The sequence below is a fragment of the Streptomyces sp. NPDC034099 genome (genome assembly GCF_055575415.1).
Genome location: NZ_JBVISR010000011.1, coordinates 199670 through 217447, shown reverse-complemented (window position 1 = coordinate 217447; position 17778 = coordinate 199670). Strand labels below are relative to the sequence as shown.

Here is a 17778-nt window from a genome sequence, read left to right as displayed (position 1 = left end):
ACCCTCCGGCTCGTGGCTGAGATCCAGATTCCTGCTGACATCAAGCCCGCGGACGGTCGATTCGGCGCGGGCCCCTCCAAGGTGCGGGTGGAGGCGCTGGACGCCCTGGCCGCCACCGGTACGTCCCTGCTCGGCACCTCCCACCGCCAGGCGCCCGTGAAGAACCTGGTCGGCAAGGTCCGCGAGGGCATCCGCGACCTGTTCCGGCTCCCGGACGGCTACGAGGTGATCCTCGGCAACGGCGGCTCCACCGCGTTCTGGGACGTCGCGACCCACGGCCTGATCGAGAACAAGTCGCAGCACCTGAGCTTCGGCGAGTTCTCCTCCAAGTTCGCCAAGGCCGCGAAGCTCGCCCCCTGGCTCGCCGAGCCGACCGTCGTCTCCTCCGACCCGGGCACCCACCCCGAGGCGCGCGCCGAGGCCGGCGTGGACGTGTACGGCCTCACGCACAACGAGACCTCGACCGGCGTCGCCATGCCGATCAAGCGCGTGGCCGGTGCCGACGAGGGCGCCCTCGTGCTGGTCGACGCGACGTCCGGCGCGGGCGGCCTGCCGGTGGACATCACCGAGACCGACGTCTACTACTTCGCCCCGCAGAAGTCCTTCGCCTCCGACGGCGGCCTGTGGATCGGCGTGTTCTCCCCGGCCGCGATCGAGCGCGCCGAGCGGGTCCACGCGTCCGGCCGCCACGTCCCGGAGTTCTTCTCGCTGCCGACCGCGATCGACAACTCCCGCAAGAACCAGACGTACAACACCCCGGCGCTGGCGACGCTCTTCCTGCTGGGCGAGCAGCTGGACTGGATGAACGGCCAGGGCGGCCTGGACTTCACCACCGCCCGCACCAAGGACTCCTCGTCCCGCCTGTACACGTGGGCCGACGAGTCCAAGTACGCCACCCCGTTCGTCTCGGACCCGGCCAAGCGCTCACAGGTCATCGGCACCATCGACTTCGCCGACGACATCGACGCCGCCGCCGTCGCCAAGGTGCTGCGCGCCAACGGCGTCGTCGACACCGAGCCGTACCGCAAGCTCGGCCGCAACCAGCTGCGCGTCGCGATGTTCCCGGCGATCGACCCGTCGGACGTCGAGGCACTCACGAAGTGCGTCGACTACGTCATCGAGAAGCTGTAGCCGCACCTCGTCGTACGACGACGAAGGCCGCCCGGCAGACCATCTGCCGGGCGGCCTTCGTATGTCCGCACGTTCTACTCGCCGACGAACAGCTCCTCGGCGTGCGTCGCGCTCAGCGAGCGGTCGAGCCAGGTGCCCAGAACATCGAGGTCGGTGCAGCCGACGACCCGCTCCCGGACGGAGTCGGAGATCTCGACACCCCGCGCATGGAGGATGTGCAGAATGGCCTCGGCCTTGCCCTCGCTCTGCCCCTTGGCGCGGCCCTCAAGCCAGGACTCCTCAACAATCGAGTTGCTGCCCGGAAAGTTCGGGGTATAAGTGGCCATCAGATGCCTCCAATAGTCACGACCCGGGCCCTCACCCAGACCGATTTCGACGATCTCCGCCCAGTCGACACGGTCGACGTCCCCAGACCCGGACTTCTCGGCGTCGTCCGCCACTCCTGACGCCAGCGCGTCCAGTATGGCAGTCAGCCCCGGGTCCGTGGCGTAGGCGAGTGCGGAGAAGACGGCGACTCCAAGATCCCGGGCCGCCTCGCCCGGCTCCGTGATCACGGGGAGAATTCCAGGTCCCAGGACCAGCGGAAAGACGACCATGCTCGTGTGGAACCCGCGACCAACACGGATCGGTTCCGCCGCCCATGACGCGGTCACCTTGTCCTTGCACACCACCAGAAGAAACGGCGGCAACCGGTACTTCGCGTACATGTGGGCCAAGTAGTACGTCCAGCTGTTGTACTTGTCCGGATCCGGCTTGCCCTGCGACTCCACGGCGAGCACGAAGCCGCCCTCTTCGCCGGGCACATGCACCCGGAACACGCTGTCCACTCGCCGCTCAAGTGGTCTGATCTCGGTGAGATCGGTGTCCAGGGGCTCGATCGCGGTGTGCTCCGGAAAATCAATGCCGGCCCGTGGCAGAAGCCGGGCGAACAGCCCCGGGTCCACCCGGAAGATCCGGTGCAACGCCTCATGCGGTGAACTGACCATGCGACGGAACGTAATCGCACGAGCACCAGACGTATGGTCATCCGACTCGAAGCTCAACCGGACGAGTGAAATTGCCGTTGGCCTATGCCAAACCCGGGGCGCGGGAGACGGCCGACGCCCCGGTGCGGGGGGACCATACGGCCTGGCGCTGGCTGCGGTTGACGATGCCGACCACGACCGGGACGCCGGAGGTGAGACCGAGCACCCAGGGCAGCTCCGGGTGCGAGCCGACCTTCCCGCAGCTGCCGGAAGACGACGAGGTCGACGTCGGGATCCACTCGGTCGTTGCTCCGACCAGGCGCTCAGCACCTGGACCCATGGGTGGAGCCGGGGGTGGAATTCCCCCGGCCCCCGGCTCCACCCCCAGACCGGCCGTGGGTCTCCACCGCCGCCCGGCCAGCCCGGACGCCATTACCTGCCGAGCCGCTGGAACCTGCGTACCGCCAGCGGCAGGAAGACCGCCGTCAGGACCACCGGCCACACACCCGCCATCAGCAGCGCGTGCTGCTCGACCCACGAGTCGCCGCCGCCGACCGGCGTGCCGAACAGCTCGCGGGCGGCCGCCGCCGTGGAGGAGATGGGGTTCCAGGCGGCCACCCAGCCCAGCCAGTCGGGCATGAGCTGCGGGGCGACGAAGATGCTGGAGATCATCGTCAGCGGGAAGGCCACGGCGAACAGGCCGCCCGCCGCCTCCGGGTTGGGGACCAGCAGGCCCAGCCACACCCCGATCCAGATCAGCGCGAACCGCAGCCACAGCAGCAGCCCGAACGCGGCCAGGAAGCCCCAGCCGCCGTCCGGACGCCAGCCCATGGCCATCGCCGTCAGCATCATGATGGCCAACTCCGCGCAGGCGACGAGCAGATCGGTCACCCCGCGTCCCGCCACCACCGCGGACGACGCCATCGGCATCGAGCGGAACCGGTCGATGACCCCCTTGGTGGAGTCGTACACGACGACGGTCGCCGTGTTGATGAAGCCGAACGCCATGGTCATCACGAACATGCCCGGCATCAGGAAGTCCTTGTAGTCCCCGCCGCCGGGCACCGTCATCGCGCTGCCGAAGACATAGCCGTAGAGGAGGACGGACAGGATCGGGAAGCCCAGCTGCCAGGCGATGTTGACGGGCTGGCGCTGGTAGTGGGTCAGGCCGCGGCGGACGATGTTGCCGCAGTCGGCCAGCAGCCAGTACAGCCACCCGCGCTCGGGCGGGGCCGTCGCCGGACCGGCGGCGCCGTCGAGGCCGAGGGTGCTCATGCCGCCACCGCCTCCTTCTCCGTGCTCTCCGGGTTCTCCGCGTTCTTCGCGTTCTTCGCGTTCTCCGCGCCCGTGCGGTGGCCGGTCAGACGCAGGAACACGTCGTCGAGGCTCGGCCTGCGCAGTCCGATGTCCTCCACGGCGACGCCCTCGTCCTGGAGGGTGCGCGCCACCTCGGTCAGGGCCGGCACCCGGTCGGTGACCGGGGCGTGCACACGCAGCGCCTCCTCCTCCACCGCGGGTTCGCCCTTGCAGACCCGGGCGACCGCCCTCACCACCCGCGGGATCTCGGCCCGGTCCGCGACCACGACCTCGATCCGGTCGCCGCCGACCAGGTTCTTCAGCCCGTCCGGGGTGTCGTCGGCGATGGCCCGGCCCCGGTCGATGACGGTGATGCGGGAGGCGAGCCTGTCGGCCTCCTCCAGGTACTGCGTGGTCAGCAGGACCGTCGTGCCGCCCGCCACCAGCGCCCGGACCGACTCCCAGACCTCGCCGCGGCTGCGCGGGTCCAGGCCCGTCGTCGGCTCGTCCAGGAACAGGACGGACGGGGCGAGGATCATCGACGCGGCGAGGTCCAGGCGGCGCCGCATGCCGCCGCTGTACTTGCCCACGCCCCGGTCGGCGGCGTCGGTCAGGTCGAACCGCTCCAGCAGCTCGACCGCACGGGCCCGGGCCCGCCTGCCGCCCAGGTGGAACAGGCGCCCGAACATCTCCAGGTTCTGCCGGCCGGTGAGCACCTCGTCCACGGCCGCGTACTGGCCGGTGAGGCCGATCCGCGCCCGCACCTCACGGGCCTGCCGGGCGAGGTCGAGGCCCGCCACCTCGGCCCGTCCGCCGTCGAGCCGGATCAACGTGGACAGGATGCGCACGGCCGTGGTCTTGCCCGCGCCGTTCGGTCCGAGCAGGCCGTGCACGGTGCCCTCGCGGACGGTCAGGTCGAAGCCGTCCAGGGCGCGTTTGTCGCCGTACCTCTTCTCCAGGCCCTCGGCCCGTACCGCGTACGTGTCGCTCATGGGTCCCAGCCCCCTTTCGCTTCCCAACTGAGTACACCGTACCCGATTGCGCGTACGCCGTACTCAGTTTTTCGGCGCGGACTTAAACTGACCCCATGGCGAGCGGTACGGAGACCAGCGGCAGCGGCGACATCGGCCGCACCCTCGAACTGTTGTGGGACACCGGCCGGCGCCCCAGCCGGGGCCCGAGGCCGGGGCTGACGCTGGAGCGGATCGTGGAGGCCGCCGTCGAGGTCGCGGACCGGGAGGGTCTCGGCGCGGTCTCGATGCGCCGGATCGCCACCGAGCTGGGCACCGGCACGATGTCCCTGTACCGCTACGTCCCCGGCAAGGGCGAGCTGCTCGACCTGATGCTGGACCGCGTGCAGCGCCCGTCAGAGAACCCCGCCGACCTGGGCGACGGCGGCTGGCGCCCGGCGCTGGAGGCCCTCGGCCACGCCACGCTCGCCCTCTACCGCCGCCACACCTGGCTGCTGGAGGTCAACCAGTCCCGCCCGATCCTCGGCCCGGCCGCCCTGGACGGCATGGAGAGGGTGCTCGCCCGGATCAAGCCGATGGGCCTGACCGACCCCGAGCTGGTCTCGGTGATCGTCATGATCGACGGGTACGTCGTCGGCGCCGCCCGCACGCAGGTGTACGAGCGGGAGGCCGAGCGCAGCTCCGGACTGACGGACGCGGAGTTCTGGCAGGCCCAGGAGCCGGTGCTGGTGAAGGCCATGAGCAGCGGGCGCTACCCCGTCCTGTCCTCCCTCTCCGAGGACGCCTTCGGCACCGGCTTCGACCACTTCGAGTTCGGGCTGCAACGCATCCTGGACGGGCTGGAGGTCCTGGTGACCGCACGCCGGGCCGCCGACGCCCCGGCCTCGGGGGACGACCCGGCCGCGGCGGACGGTCCGGCCGTGGCGGACGGCTCAGCGGCGGCGGGCGGCCCGGCGTAGGCCGAGCAGGGCCGCGAGCGCGACGAGCAGTCCGACCGCGCCGACCTTGAGCGTGATCCCGCCCGGGCCGTCGGACCCGTCGGAGTCCCCGCCCGAGGAGCCGGAACCATCCCCGCCCGAACCACCGCCCTTTCCGGGCACGTCCTCGGCCTTCACGGGGCTGTTCGCGCCCTCCATGCCGAGCAGCAGCTTCCTGCCGTCGGTGGTGTAGGTGGCGGACTCGCCCTGCCCCAGGGGCACGCTGATCCGGTCCTGGCGCTGGATCTTCCCGCCGTTCCAGCCGTACCAGATGCCCCCGAGGTAGCCGCGCACGGCGAGCTGCTCGCCGTCCGGGGAGAACGCGGCGTCCGTCGCCCAGAGGTCCACGGGGACGGTGGGCCTGAAGACGTTGGTGCCGGAGGACGACAGCTTCGCCGGGCCCTCGTACAGGTGCCCGCCGTCCTCGTGCTTGTCGATGATGTAGACCCGGCCGGTCCTGGGGTGGACGACCATCGACTCGGCGTCGCGGGAACCGTCCGCGTACTTCACCACGTACTGCGTCGCCCTGACCGTCTGGTCCTTCAGCTCCTTCGGCTCGGGCAGCTCGTAGATCCACACGTACGGCCAGGTCACGCCGTCGTTGTCGCCGATGTCGCCGACGAAGATCTTGTTGCCGGGTCCGATGGCGATCGCCTCGACGTCCCGGGGGGTGCCGACGCCGGACAGCGCGACGCGGGCGACGGTCTCGCCGGTGGCGCCGTCCACGGCGTAGAGGTAGGGCCCGGTGTCCTGGTCGTTGTGCGTCCAGTAGACGCCGGGGTGCAGGCGGGACGCGGCGAGGCCGCTGGACTCGGTGATGCGCGGGTCCTTGATGGTAAACCCGTCGCTCCCGGCGGGCCCGTCGTCCCCGTCCGCCGCTGAGGCGGGCACGGCGAACGCGCCCACGAGAAGGGCCGAGACGAGGAGGGCGAAGGGTCGGCGCATGCGCCAAGCCTGCCATCCCGCGCGGGCGTTCACGTCGCCGGTCACCCCGCCGGTCACCCTGCGTGGTCGGGCTCACATCGCGCCGGTCGGACCGATCGTCCATGATGAGCGGATGCTCAGGTTCATGTTCGTCGGTGACTCCATGACGATCGGAAGCGCCGGCGAACACACGTGGCGCTACCGGCTGTGGCAGCACCTGCGCGACTCCTACGGCCGCCTCTTCACCTTCGTCGGCCCGCGCGAGACCCTCCACGACCAGGTGACGGACGCCCCCACCTCGCACGCCTACGCCGAACCCGACTTCCCCCGCGCCCACCTGGCCGGCTGGGGCGAGGGCTGGCACCACATGGCCCCGCTGATCGAGGAGACGGTACGGACCTGCCGCGCGGACGTGCTCCTGGTCTCCCTGGGCCTGATCGACCTCGGCTTCTACACCAACGCCGAGCAGACCGCCGCCAACGTCCGCGCCTTCGTGGCCGCCGCCCGGTCGGCGAACCCGCGCGTCCGCGTCGCCGTGATGCCGGTGCTCCACAACATCCGGGGGGAGGCCGACCCGTCCTTCGCCGAGCAGGTCGCCCACTTCAACGAACTCCTCGCGAAGACCCTCACCGACCTCGACGACCCGGGCTCCCCGCTGCTGTTCGTCCCGCCGCCGGTGGCGTACGACTTCCACGCGGACACCTACGACGGCACGCATCCCAACGAGAGCGGCGAGCACCGCATCGCGGAGGCGTTCGCGACGGCGATGGACGAGGAGTGGGGGCTGGGCGGGCCCTACTCCCCCGCCCCGTAGGCCGCCCGGATCTCCCGGACCAGCCGGTCGGCACAGGACCGCACGGCCCGGCCGCTCCAGTCCTCCGTCTCCTGCCCGAGGTAGACGGCGCGCGCGTGGGCCAGCGGCGGACGGTACGAGGCGGGCAGCCGCCCCAGGGCCCAGTCCGCCGCCGCGTCCTTGGACCGGATGTCACCGGTGGCGAGCGTGGTCCAGACGCGGGCGAGGGTGAGCAGGACGTTGCGCGTGTCCGACTCCCGTTCCGCCAGCAGCCCCGGCACCCCGGCGGCGATCGCCCGGCGCAGGTCGCCGCGGGGCACGGGGTCGAGGAGGGCCGCGGGCGGCGGGCCGTACAGCGGGGCGTCGGCGCGCAGCACCATCGTCAGGAGCGGGGCCAGGTCGGGGTCGTCCTCCGGCTCCGGGACGGCGCCGCGTTCGTAGGTCTCGCGCAGCCACTCGCCGTACAGGTACTCCCGGCGGGGCGGGTACCGCCAGGGCCGGACCTCGTCCCGTACGACGGCGATCAGCTCGACGGGGCGTCCTTCGCCCCCTGACACACCGGGCAACTCCCGGGTGAGCCCTTCGCGTTGCCCGTGCGTCGTCGGACGCGCCAGCACGACGAGGAGATCGAGGTCGCTGTAGGGGCGCAACCCGCCGAGGGTGGCGGAACCGTGCGCGTAGACGCCGAGCACGGTGCCGTCGCCGAGGTGACGCCGGACGAGGGCGACGAGGTGGTCGGTGCGGTCCCGGTCCCGCTCTGGCATATGCGCGTCCTCCCGTGTCCAGGTCGCCGTGCGTATCGTTGTACCGCGCGGCTGCACTCGTCGTTGGTTCGGCCGGGGAGGATCGGCTCGGTGGATGCGAACACTCGGCGGCTGGACGCGTGGTTCGAGCAGTTGGAGCGGGTACCCCTCGCCGAGAAATTCAGAGTCGAAGTCGTCGGTGGCAACGTCCACATGACACCGCAGCGAACCACTCACTGGGAGATCATCCGCACGATCGCGCACGCCGTCGAGGATCGCTTCGGCAGGGACGCCACGATCTTCTCGAACGTCCGGATCGACTTCCCGGGTCCCGAGAACGGCTTCTGTCCGGACGTCGCCCTGCTCAGCGCGGCAGCGGAGGCCGTCGACGACGGCCACTGGCGCCACCAGGACGTCGAGTTCGTCGCCGAGGTCATCTCCCAGGGCACCGCCGCCAACGACTACGGCCCCAAGAAGCTCGCCTACGCCGCCGCCGAGGTCCCCCTCTACCTGATCGCCGACCCGTACCAGGGCCGCTGCCACATCTTCACGCACCCGAAGGACGGCGACTACACCACCGAGACCAGGGTCGTCTTCGGGGAGGACCTGGACCTCACCGGCACCGGCACCGTCCTCGGCCTCACCCTCAGGACCGACGTCTTCCCCCGCGACTGAGCGGGCCCGCTTGCCTGGAGCGCACTCCAAGTCGTTGGCTTGGGGACCATGAAGTACACGCAGCTCGGACGCACGGGACTCAAGGTCAGCCGGCTCGTCCTCGGCACCATGAACTTCGGTCCGCAGACCGACGAGGCCGACAGCCACGCCATCATGGACGCGGCGCTGGACGCCGGCATCAACTTCTTCGACACCGCCAACGTGTACGGCTGGGGCGAGAACAAGGGCCGTACCGAGGAGATCATCGGCAACTGGTTCGCCCAGGGCGGCGACCGGCGCGACAAGACCGTCATCGCCACCAAGGTGTACGGCAACATGGGGGCCGACGGCGAGGCGTGGCCCAACCACGACAAGCTGTCCGCCGTGAACATCCGGCGTGCCGTCGACGCCAGCCTCAAGCGGCTCCGGACCGACCACATCGACCTGTACCAGTTCCACCACATCGACCGCGCCACCGGATTCGACGAGATCTGGCAGGCCATCGACACCCTGGTCCAGCAGGGCAAGATCCTGTACGCCGGGTCGTCCAACTTCCCCGGGTACAAGATCGCGCAGGCCAACGAGACGGCCGCCCGGCGCGGCGGGACCATCGGGCTGGTCAGCGAGCAGTGCCTGTACAACCTGGCCGAGCGCCGCGCCGAGATGGAGGTGATCCCGGCCGCGCAGGACTACGGCCTCGGCGTCATCCCGTGGTCGCCGCTGCACGGCGGGCTGCTCGGCGGGGTCATCAAGAAGGAGGTCCAGGGCGGACGCCGGGCCTCGGGTCGCGCGGCCGACGCCCTGGCCGACCCGGCGAAGCGGGCGCAGATCCAGGCGTACGAGGACCTGCTCGACAAGCACGGGGTGGAACCCGGCGAGGCCGCGCTGGCCTGGCTGCTGACCCGGCCCGGCGTGACCGGCCCGATCGTGGGGCCGCGCACCGCCGAGCAGCTCGCGTCGGCGCTCAGGGCCGTGGAGCTGGAGCTGCCGGACGAGCTGCTGAGCGGGCTCGACGAGGTCTTCCCGGGCCCTGGGCCCGCTCCTGAGGCCTTCGCCTGGTAGCGGGGTGAGGTGGTGAGCGGGGCGGCGGCCGCCCCACGGGCGGGTCAGCCGAGGGCCGCCGCCACCGCCACCACCACGAGCATCAGCACGAGCACACCGGCCATGATCCGGTTACGGGTCTTCGGGTCCACGCCCCCGAGCCTAACCGGCGGCGCCGAGCGGGCTGCGGGCGACCGCCTCGTAACGGGGCTGCTCGCCCGGCACGCCCGACTCCGGCAGGTTGCTGCGGACCAGCGCCAGGTCGGTCACGGTCCAGGTGGGCCCGGTGAAGCCGGCCAGCGCCTCGACGTAGGGGCGGACGTCGCACGCCTGTCTGCTGCGGGCCAGGGTCAGGTGGGGCCGGTAGCGCCGGTGCTCGCCCATCGGGACGCCCGCCCTGCGCCCCGCCGCCTCCGCGCGGTCGGCCAGCAGCCGCAGTGTCGCGAGCCCGCCCTCCGCTCCCGCCCACAGGGCCCGCCCGCGTCCGAACTGGCCGCCGCCGCGCAGCGCCAGCTCGAACGGCGGCGTGCGGTGGGCCGCCCGCTCCAGGCGGGCCGACAGGTCGGGTACGAGTTCGTCGTCGACCTCACCGTAGAAGGCGAGCGTGAGGTGCCACCCGGGACGGCCGGTCCAGCGCAGCCCGTCCGCCCCGGGCAGCCCCCGCAGCACGCCCACCTCGTCGGCGAGCGAGGCGGTGACGTCCTCGGGCGGCAGCACGGCGGCGAAGAGTCTCATGCCGCCAGCCTGGCAGAGCCCCACCGCCCGGACCCCGGATTCCCACCCCTACGCCGCCGGTGCCAGCGCCTCCCGGCGGTCCCGCGGCACGAAACGGACCTGGGGGTGGCCGCGGTGCCAGCCGACCGACAGGCGCAGGTTGCCGACGCGGGCCAGGACCAGGCCGATGACGAGCGCGGCGGTGGCGGCCACCGCGCCGCCCGCGGCGAAGCCGACCCGGGCGCCGTAGGTGTCCGTGACCCAGCCGACGATCGGGGCGCCGACCGGGGAGCCGCCGAGGAAGACCATCATGTAGAGGGCCATCACGCGGCCCCGCATGGCCGGGTCGGTGGACATCTGGATGCTGGTGTTGGCGGTGACGTTGACCGTCATGCTGAAGACGCCGATGGGGACCATGAGCAGCGCGAAGAGCCACAGCTCGGGCGCGGTCGACGCCACGATCTCCAGGGCGCCGAAGCCGAGCGCCGCCGCGATCAGGACCCGCAGCCGGGCCGTGCCGCGACGGGCGGCGAGCAGCGCGCCGGCCAGGGAGCCGACGGCCATCAGGGTGTTGAAGAGGCTGTACGCTCCGGCACCCGCGTGGAAGACGTCGTCGGCGAAGGCGGACAGGAAGACCGGGAAGTTGAAGCCGAAGGTGCCGATGAAGCCGACCAGCACGATGGTCCAGATCAGCTCGGGGCGCCCGGCGACGTAGTGCAGACCCTCGCGCAGCTGGCCCTTGCCGCGCGGGGCGCGCTGGACGGTGTGCAGCTCGCGGGCGCGCATCAGCAGCAGGCAGCTGAGCGGCGCGACGAAGGACAGCCCGTTGGCGAGGAACGCCCAGCCGGTGCCCACGCCGGTGATCATCAGACCGGCGACGGCGGGGCCGACGAGCCGGGCGGACTGGAAGTTGGCCGAGTTCAGGCTGACCGCGTTCTGCAGCTGGTCCCGCCCGACCAGCTCGGAGACGAAGGACTGGCGGGCCGGGTTGTCCATGACGGTGGCCAGGCCCATCGCGAAGGCGGCGACGTAGACGTGCCAGACCTGGACGTGGCCGCTCAGGGTGAGGACGGCGAGGGCGAGCGCGGTCAGGGCCATCGCGGACTGGGTGACCAGCAGCGTGGGCCGCTTGCGCAGCCGGTCGACGAGGACGCCGCCGTAGAGGCCGAAGAGCAGCATCGGCAGGAACTGCAGGGCGGTGGTGATACCGACGGCGGCCGAGGAGCCGGTGAGGCTGAGCACCAGCCAGTCCTGGGCGATGCGCTGCATCCAGGTGCCGATGTTGGAGACGACCTGGCCCATGAAGAACAGGCGGTAGTTCCTGACCTTCAGGGAGGCGAACATCGACGTCTTGCGAGGGGCGTCGCAGGTGGTGGTGGTCGGGTTGTCGTGGCCGTCAGGTGCGGGGGCGGAAGCTGCTCCGGGTCCCGTACTCAAAAGGGTTCGCCTCCTCGCGAGAACTGCTTACTTGTGTGCGAGCTTCTCCAGTACGGGGGCGGCGGCGCGCAGTTTCGCCCACTCGTCCTCGTCGAGCCCCTCGACCAGGGTGGCCAGGAACGCGTTCCGCTTGCGGCGGCTCTCCTCGAGCATCACCACGGCCTGCTCGGTCTGCGTCACGACCTTCTGGCGCCGGTCCTCGGGGTGCGGCTCCAGCCGGACCAGCCCCTTGGCCTCGAGGAGTGCCACGATGCGGGTCATCGAGGGCGGCTGGACGTGTTCCTTGCGGGCCAGCTCGCCCGGGGTCGCGCTGCCGCAGTTGGACAGGGTGCCCAGCACCGACATCTCGGTGGGGCTGAGTGACTCGTCGACCCGCTGGTGCTTGAGCCGACGGGACAACCGCATCACGGCGGAGCGCAGGGAGTTCACGGCGGCGGCGTCGTCGCCATGCTTGAGGTCCGGCATGTTCCTTAGCGTAACTCATTAGTCTCGCGAAATACCACCGCTCAACCGCCCGTCTCCCCGTGACACCCGCCACTGAAACCCGCAGTTCACCCGTACGAGTGAGTCGTTTCCGGAAATCGGAGCATCACCCGGTGCGGCGGGGCGACCCTCGTGCTCATGGGGACCAGCGTGCTCAGCCTGCGGATAGACGGGGAGCTGCTCGACCGGCTCCGGGACCATGCCGCCAAAAGGGGAATGAGCGTCCAGGACTATGTCGTCCGGACGCTCATTCGCGATGACTTCGACGAGCGGTTCCAGTCCGCCGTGGAGGAGACGGAACGGTTCTACGGGGTGCCGTGACCCCGCGGGATCACGTCAGACCCAGGGCCGGCATCAGGTAGTAGAAGGCGAAGACCGCCGACACCACGTGCATCGCCACCGGCACCTCGCGGCCCCGTCCGGCCGCCAGGCGCAGCACCGAGAAGGTGATGAAGCCCATGCCGATGCCGTTGGTGATCGAGTAGGTGAACGGCATCATCAGCATCGTCACGAAGGCCGGGATGGCGATCGTGAAGTCCGACCAGTCGATCTCCCTGATCGAACCGGCCAGGATCAGGAAGCCGACCGCGATCAGCGCCGGGGTCGCCGCCTGGGACGGGACCATGGTGGCGACCGGCGTGAGGAACAGCGCCACGGCGAAGAGCCCGCCGGTGACGATGTTGGCGAAGCCGGTGCGGGCGCCCTCGCCGACGCCCGCCGTGGACTCCACGAAGCAGGTGGTGGCGGAGGCGGAGCTGGCGCCGCCCGCGGCGACCGCGATGCCGTCGACGAACAGGACCTTGTTGATGCCCGGCATCTGGCCCTCGCCGTCGGTCAGCTTCGCCTCGTCGCCGACGCCCATGATCGTGCCCATCGCGTCGAAGAAGCACGACAGCAGCACGGTGAAGACGAACAGCACGCCGGTCAGGACGCCGACCTTGTCGAACCCGCCGAACAGGCTGACCTCGCCGACCAGCCCGAAGTCGGGCGTGGCGACGGGGTTGCCGGGCCACTCGGGAGTGGTCAGGCCCCAGGACGGGATGTCGGTGACCGCGTTGATGATCATCGCGACGCCGGTCATCACCACGATGGAGATCAGGATGGCGCCCGGGGTCTTGCGGACGATCAGCGCGAGGGTCAGCAGCACGCCGAGGACGAAGACCAGAACCGGCCAGCCGTGCAGGTGGCCGCCCACGCCCAGCTGAAGCGGGACGGTGGTCTGCGCGGCGTCGGGCATCCGGGTGATGAAGCCCGAGTCGACGAGGCCGACGATCATGACGAACAGGCCGATACCGATGGAGATGGCCTTGCGCAGGCCGTAGGGCACCGCGTTCATCACGCGCTCCCGCAGACCGGTGGCGACCAGCAGCATGACGATGAAACCGGCCAGCACCACCATGCCCATGGCGTCCGGCCAGGACATCCGCGGGGCGAGCTGGAGGGCGACGACCGAGTTGACGCCGAGGCCCGCGGCGAGCGCGATCGGGACGTTGCCGATGACGCCCATCAGGAGGGTGGTGAAGGCCGCCGTCAGGGCGGTGGCGGTGACCAGCTGGCCGTTGTCGAGCTGGTTGCCGTACATGTCCTTCGCGCTGCCCAGGATGATCGGGTTCAGCACGATGATGTAGGCCATCGCGAAGAAGGTGGCGAAGCCGCCGCGGATCTCACGGGGCAGGGTGCTGCCGCGCTCGGAGATCTTGAAGTAGCGGTCGAGGCCGTTCTGCGGGGGCCGCCGGTCTTCCGGCGGCTCGGGGGACGGGGGGACCTTGGCGGAGGCCGAGGTGGACATGCGGGGACCTCATCACCAACAGGTTCCCCCACGGCCTTGTCGGTGTTCCTATTGGTGTTTTCTACGAATGAAAGCGGTCAGAGACAAACGGGTTCAGTATGAACGTATGAGCCACAGATCGCTATCTCCGCGCGTAGACCCCGGGTGGCGCCGCGCCGTCAACCCGTTCGCCCGCTCCTCGTAAGCTGTACGCATGACGAAGTGGACACCCACGCACGAGGCGCCGGAGCCCCTGGAGGGCCCCGTGGTTCCGACCGTCGTCGGCGGCACCATCCTCTGGTTCGTCCTCTTCCTGGTGCAGCTGCCCTTCTACGGCTGGTTCGACGACCACGGGCACACCTGGTGGGTGTGGACCTGCCTGGCCGGCGCCGGCCTCGGCCTGATCGGCATCTGGTACGTCCGGGGGCGCGACGCCGCGATCAAGCGGGACGCCGCCGCACAGGGATCGCGGGACGCCCGGACGGACCGGCCCACCGCCTAGTACCTGGGCAGCACACCGCGCCGGTACGCCTCGTACCCAGGTCGGATCTTCTCCGCACTCGGTGGGTGAAGCCGTAAAACCGCACGTACCGTCGATTGCATGACGCATCTCGACGCGGACAGACGCGATCCCGCGCACCCCGCGCACGCCGTTGACACCCCTTCGCCCGCGACCGGACTCACGGCGGCCGGGGTCGCCGAACGCATCGCCCGCGGCCAGGTCAACGACGTGCCGGTGCGCAGCAGCCGCTCACTGGCCGACATCGTCCGCGCCAACGTCTTCACCCGGTTCAACGCGGTCATCGGCGTGCTCTGGGTGATCATGCTGTTCGTGGCGCCGATCCAGGACAGCCTGTTCGGCTTCGTGATCCTCGCCAACACCGGTATCGGCATCGTCCAGGAGTGGCGGGCGAAGAAGACCCTCGACTCGCTGGCCCTGATCGGCGAGGTGCGGCCGACGGTGCGCCGGGACGGGAAGCCCGCCGAGATCAGTACGTCCGGGATCGTGCTGGACGACGTCATCGAGATCGGCCCCGGCGACAAGGCCGTCGTCGACGGGGTGTGCGTCGAGGCGGACGGGCTGGAGATCGACGAGTCGCTGCTGACCGGTGAAGCCGACCCGGTGGTCAAGCAGCCCGGCGACCAGGTCATGTCGGGCAGCTTCGTGGTCGCGGGCGGCGGCGCCTTCCGGGCCACCAAGGTGGGCCGCGAGGCGTACGCCGCCCAGCTCGCCGAGGAGGCCTCCCGCTTCACGCTGGTCCAGTCCGAGCTGCGCTCCGGCATCTCCACGATCCTCAAGTACGTCACGTGGATGATGGTCCCGACCGCGATCGGCCTGATCCTCAGCCAGCTGCTCGCCAAGGACAACGAGCTGGACGACTCGATCGCGCGCACCGTCGGCGGCATCGTGCCCATGGTCCCCGAGGGCCTGGTGCTGCTCACCTCCGTCGCCTTCGCGATCGGCGTGGTCCGCCTCGGCCGCAAGCAGTGCCTCGTCCAGGAGCTGCCCGCCATCGAGGGGCTGGCCCGGGTGGACACCGTCTGCCTGGACAAGACCGGCACGCTCACCGAGGGCGGCATGGACGTCACCGGCCTGCGCCTGCTCGACGGTGCCGACGAGGCGTACGTGCGCGCCGTGCTCGGCTCCCTCGGCGCCTCCGATCCGCGTCCCAACGCCTCCCTCCGGGCGATCATCGACACCTACCCGGTCGACGGGTCCGCCGGGGCGTGGCGGCGCACGGGGGCGCTGCCCTTCTCCTCGGCCCGCAAGTACAGCGGCGCCGCGTTCGACGAGGGCGACGGCGTCTCCCGTACGTGGCTGCTGGGCGCACCGGACGTGCTGCTGGCCGAGGACGACCCGGCACTCGCCGAGACCGGGCGGCTCAACGAGCAGGGGCTGCGGGTGCTGCTGCTGGCCCGCGCGGAGGGAGAGCTGGACGGCCCCGAGGTGGCCCGGGGGGTGACGCCCACCGCCCTGGTCGTCCTGGAGCAGCGGCTGCGCCCGGACGCCGCCGACACCCTGCGCTACTTCGCCGACCAGGACGTGCGCGCCAAGGTCGTCTCCGGCGACAACGCGGTGTCGGTCGGCGCGGTCGCCGCCAAGCTGGGGCTGTCCGGAGCCACCGTCGACGCGCGCCGGCTGCCGGCCGAACGGGAGGGGATGGCCGAGGCGCTGGACGAGGGGACGGTGTTCGGGCGGGTCACCCCGCAGCAGAAGCGGGACATGGTGGGCGCCCTCCAGTCACGCGGCCACACGGTCGCGATGACCGGCGACGGCGTCAACGACGTCCTCGCGCTCAAGGACGCCGACATCGGCGTGGCGATGGGCTCCGGCTCGGAGGCGACCCGGGCGGTCGCGCAGATCGTGCTGCTCGACAACAGCTTCGCCACGCTGCCGTCGGTGGTGGCCGAGGGCCGCCGGGTGATCGGCAACATCACGCGGGTGGCGACCCTGTTCCTGGTGAAGACCGTGTACTCGGTGCTGCTCGCGATCCTGGTGGTCTGCTCGCAGGTGGAGTACCCGTTCCTGCCTCGCCACCTGACCCTGCTCTCGACCCTCACCATCGGCGTCCCCGCGTTCTTCCTGGCCCTCGCCCCGAACAGGGAACGGGCCAGGCCCCACTTCGTCCGGCGCGTGATGCGGTACGCGATCCCGGGCGGCGTGCTGGCCGGGGCGGCGACCTTCGTGACGTACCTGGTCGCGCGGCACCACTACTCGGGGCCGGACGCGCTGGACGCGGAGACGAGCGCGGCGACGCTGACGCTGTTCCTGATCTCGATGTGGGTGCTGGCGATCATCGCCCGGCCGTACACCTGGTGGCGGGTGCTGCTGGTGGCGACGATGGGTCTGGCCTTCGTGGTGGTACTGGCGGTGCCGTGGTTGCAGGACTTCTTCGCGCTGAAGCTGGTGGGCGTGACGATGCCGTGGGCCGCGGTCGGCGTCGCGGTGGCCGCGGCGGCCGTTCTGGAACTCCTGTGGAGGTGGGTCGGCCGCCGCTTCCCCGCGTAGCGGGCTACTTCACGTCGACGAAGTCGGAGACCGAGGTGATCGCCCCGGACGCCGAGTTGCCGGCGAAGACGTAACGGTAGTAGCCGTCCGCGCCGGCCTTGACGGTGGTGCTGAGCTTGCCCGCCGAGTTGCTCTTGACGGTCTTCAGCACGGTGTACGCCTTGGTGCCCTTCTTCAGGTACTGGAGCTGCACCGACTGGCCGGAGTACGCCCCGTACTTGAGGGTCTCCCAGTTGGCCCGGCTCAGCTTGCCGGTGACCGTGAGGGTCTTGCCCTTCTTCACCGGCTCCGGCGCGGCGTTGGTCGTCAGGGCGCTGCCGCGCTGGAACTTGAAGGACCCGGCCTTGTCCTTCCACACGTAGTCGCCGTCCTTGGCGTCGACCCAGACGCCGACGTACCAGGTGCCGGCCATCGCGTTGCCGAGGTAGTCCGTGCGCGGGTCGATCTTCACCGAGGCCGTGCAGGTGGAGGTGGTCGCGCTGACCTTCTTGCAGGTCGGCTTGCCCGTCGTCTCGTATCCGTACCCCGGACCCTTCAGGTCGAAGGACTCGGCGCCCAGGATGCCGGAGTCGTCCGTGGCGGTCACGCTGACCGAGAAGGTCTTGGCGCTGCCGGTGCCGATGGACACCTTGTTGTCGCCGTCCACGACGACCTTGGTGATCCGGATGTCGCCGCTTCCGCCGTCGGCCTGCGCGGCCGGGACGGCGAGGGCGGTCAGGGCCAGGGCGCCGGTGGCGGCCGCCACCAGGACTCGTGTGCGCATGTGTTCCCCACGTGAGGACAAGGGGCCCCGGCGGTCGTCACCGCGCCGGGACCCGGAGGGTCGTGAGTCTGCTGACTCGAAACTCATAGATCCACGACGCGGCGCGAT

Annotated in this window: 19 protein-coding genes; 8 read left to right on the top strand and 11 right to left on the bottom strand. The window is 70.8% G+C overall.

What is annotated here, in order from left to right; all coding sequences use genetic code 11:
* Positions 1–12 precede the first annotated feature (12 nt).
* Positions 13–1131: a phosphoserine transaminase gene (gene serC / locus ACZ56V_RS29270; protein WP_467379536.1), complete on the top strand. Its 1119-nt coding sequence runs from the start codon at positions 13–15 to the stop codon at positions 1129–1131.
* A gap of 74 nt (positions 1132–1205) precedes the next feature.
* Here serC and ACZ56V_RS29265 read toward each other — a convergent pair whose 3' ends face one another.
* The 4 genes from ACZ56V_RS29265 to ACZ56V_RS29250 form a co-directional block, all read right to left on the bottom strand.
* Positions 1206–2174 (bottom strand): hypothetical protein, encoded by a 969-nt coding sequence (locus tag ACZ56V_RS29265; protein WP_468946364.1) that lies wholly within the window; start codon positions 2172–2174, stop codon positions 1206–1208.
* Between the two features lie 25 nt (positions 2175–2199).
* Positions 2200–2436, bottom strand: coding sequence for a hypothetical protein (locus ACZ56V_RS29260; RefSeq protein ID WP_468946362.1), 237 nt, complete (start codon positions 2434–2436; stop codon positions 2200–2202).
* A 92-nt stretch (positions 2437–2528) separates the two neighbouring features.
* Positions 2529–3371, bottom strand: coding sequence for an ABC transporter permease (locus ACZ56V_RS29255; RefSeq protein ID WP_468946359.1), 843 nt, complete (start codon positions 3369–3371; stop codon positions 2529–2531).
* On the bottom strand, positions 3368–4384 hold the full coding sequence (locus ACZ56V_RS29250; protein WP_467379534.1) for an ATP-binding cassette domain-containing protein: 1017 nt from the start codon (positions 4382–4384) through the stop codon (positions 3368–3370). Before ACZ56V_RS29250 ends, ACZ56V_RS29255 begins: the two co-directional genes overlap by 4 nt.
* A 95-nt stretch (positions 4385–4479) precedes the next feature.
* Here ACZ56V_RS29250 and ACZ56V_RS29245 point away from each other — a divergent pair, with 95 nt between their 5' ends.
* Positions 4480–5322, top strand: coding sequence for a TetR/AcrR family transcriptional regulator (locus ACZ56V_RS29245; RefSeq protein WP_398914605.1), 843 nt, complete (start codon positions 4480–4482; stop codon positions 5320–5322).
* On the opposite strand, the gene ACZ56V_RS29240 is transcribed toward ACZ56V_RS29245, so the two are convergent.
* The gene (locus ACZ56V_RS29240; protein WP_468946355.1) at positions 5296–6285 is read right to left on the bottom strand and encodes a WD40 repeat domain-containing protein; all 990 of its coding nucleotides are present in this window, start codon (positions 6283–6285) and stop codon (positions 5296–5298) included. The genes ACZ56V_RS29245 and ACZ56V_RS29240 overlap by 27 nt on opposite strands.
* A gap of 112 nt (positions 6286–6397) precedes the next feature.
* Here ACZ56V_RS29240 and ACZ56V_RS29235 point away from each other — a divergent pair, with 112 nt between their 5' ends.
* Positions 6398–7078: a GDSL-type esterase/lipase family protein gene (locus ACZ56V_RS29235; RefSeq protein WP_468946352.1), complete on the top strand. Its 681-nt coding sequence runs from the start codon at positions 6398–6400 to the stop codon at positions 7076–7078.
* On the opposite strand, the gene ACZ56V_RS29230 is transcribed toward ACZ56V_RS29235, so the two are convergent.
* The gene (locus ACZ56V_RS29230; protein ID WP_468946349.1) at positions 7060–7821 is read right to left on the bottom strand and encodes an aminoglycoside adenylyltransferase family protein; all 762 of its coding nucleotides are present in this window, start codon (positions 7819–7821) and stop codon (positions 7060–7062) included. The genes ACZ56V_RS29235 and ACZ56V_RS29230 overlap by 19 nt on opposite strands.
* Here ACZ56V_RS29230 and ACZ56V_RS29225 point away from each other — a divergent pair, their 5' ends adjacent.
* Together ACZ56V_RS29225 and ACZ56V_RS29220 are read left to right on the top strand one after the other, a co-directional pair.
* The gene (locus tag ACZ56V_RS29225; protein ID WP_398914599.1) at positions 7822–8475 is read left to right on the top strand and encodes a Uma2 family endonuclease; all 654 of its coding nucleotides are present in this window, start codon (positions 7822–7824) and stop codon (positions 8473–8475) included. It abuts the gene before it with no gap.
* A 48-nt stretch (positions 8476–8523) separates the two neighbouring features.
* Positions 8524–9516: an aldo/keto reductase gene (locus tag ACZ56V_RS29220; protein ID WP_398914597.1), complete on the top strand. Its 993-nt coding sequence runs from the start codon at positions 8524–8526 to the stop codon at positions 9514–9516.
* 141 nt (positions 9517–9657) lie between these two features.
* Here the strand turns inward: ACZ56V_RS29220 and thpR are convergent, their stop codons facing one another.
* The 3 genes from thpR to ACZ56V_RS29205 are packed head-to-tail and all read right to left on the bottom strand — an operon-like array spanning position 9658 to position 12111.
* Positions 9658–10230, bottom strand: coding sequence for an RNA 2',3'-cyclic phosphodiesterase (thpR, locus tag ACZ56V_RS29215; protein WP_398914595.1), 573 nt, complete (start codon positions 10228–10230; stop codon positions 9658–9660).
* 48 nt (positions 10231–10278) lie between these two features.
* On the bottom strand, positions 10279–11646 hold the full coding sequence (locus tag ACZ56V_RS29210; RefSeq protein WP_398914593.1) for an MFS transporter: 1368 nt from the start codon (positions 11644–11646) through the stop codon (positions 10279–10281).
* A 27-nt stretch (positions 11647–11673) separates the two neighbouring features.
* On the bottom strand, positions 11674–12111 hold the full coding sequence (locus ACZ56V_RS29205; RefSeq protein WP_003974639.1) for a MarR family winged helix-turn-helix transcriptional regulator: 438 nt from the start codon (positions 12109–12111) through the stop codon (positions 11674–11676).
* A gap of 150 nt (positions 12112–12261) precedes the next feature.
* Here ACZ56V_RS29205 and ACZ56V_RS29200 point away from each other — a divergent pair, with 150 nt between their 5' ends.
* Positions 12262–12450, top strand: a complete 189-nt coding sequence (locus tag ACZ56V_RS29200) for a hypothetical protein (RefSeq protein WP_003974640.1) — start codon at positions 12262–12264, stop codon at positions 12448–12450.
* Positions 12451–12460: 10 nt separating this feature from the next.
* Here ACZ56V_RS29200 and ACZ56V_RS29195 read toward each other — a convergent pair whose 3' ends face one another.
* Positions 12461–13918 (bottom strand): NCS2 family permease, encoded by a 1458-nt coding sequence (locus ACZ56V_RS29195; protein ID WP_398914590.1) that lies wholly within the window; start codon positions 13916–13918, stop codon positions 12461–12463.
* 193 nt (positions 13919–14111) lie between these two features.
* On the opposite strand from ACZ56V_RS29195, the gene ACZ56V_RS29190 reads away from it, so the two are divergent.
* Positions 14112–14399, top strand: a complete 288-nt coding sequence (locus ACZ56V_RS29190; RefSeq protein WP_398914588.1) for a DUF2530 domain-containing protein — start codon at positions 14112–14114, stop codon at positions 14397–14399.
* 99 nt (positions 14400–14498) lie between these two features.
* Positions 14499–16907, top strand: a complete 2409-nt coding sequence (locus tag ACZ56V_RS29185) for an HAD-IC family P-type ATPase (protein ID WP_467379528.1) — start codon at positions 14499–14501, stop codon at positions 16905–16907.
* 4 nt (positions 16908–16911) lie between these two features.
* Here the strand turns inward: ACZ56V_RS29185 and ACZ56V_RS29180 are convergent, their stop codons facing one another.
* Entirely contained in the window at positions 16912–17670 is a 759-nt protein-coding gene (locus ACZ56V_RS29180; RefSeq protein ID WP_467379527.1) for a calcium-binding protein, read from the bottom strand.
* Between the last annotated feature and the right edge of the window lie 108 nt (positions 17671–17778).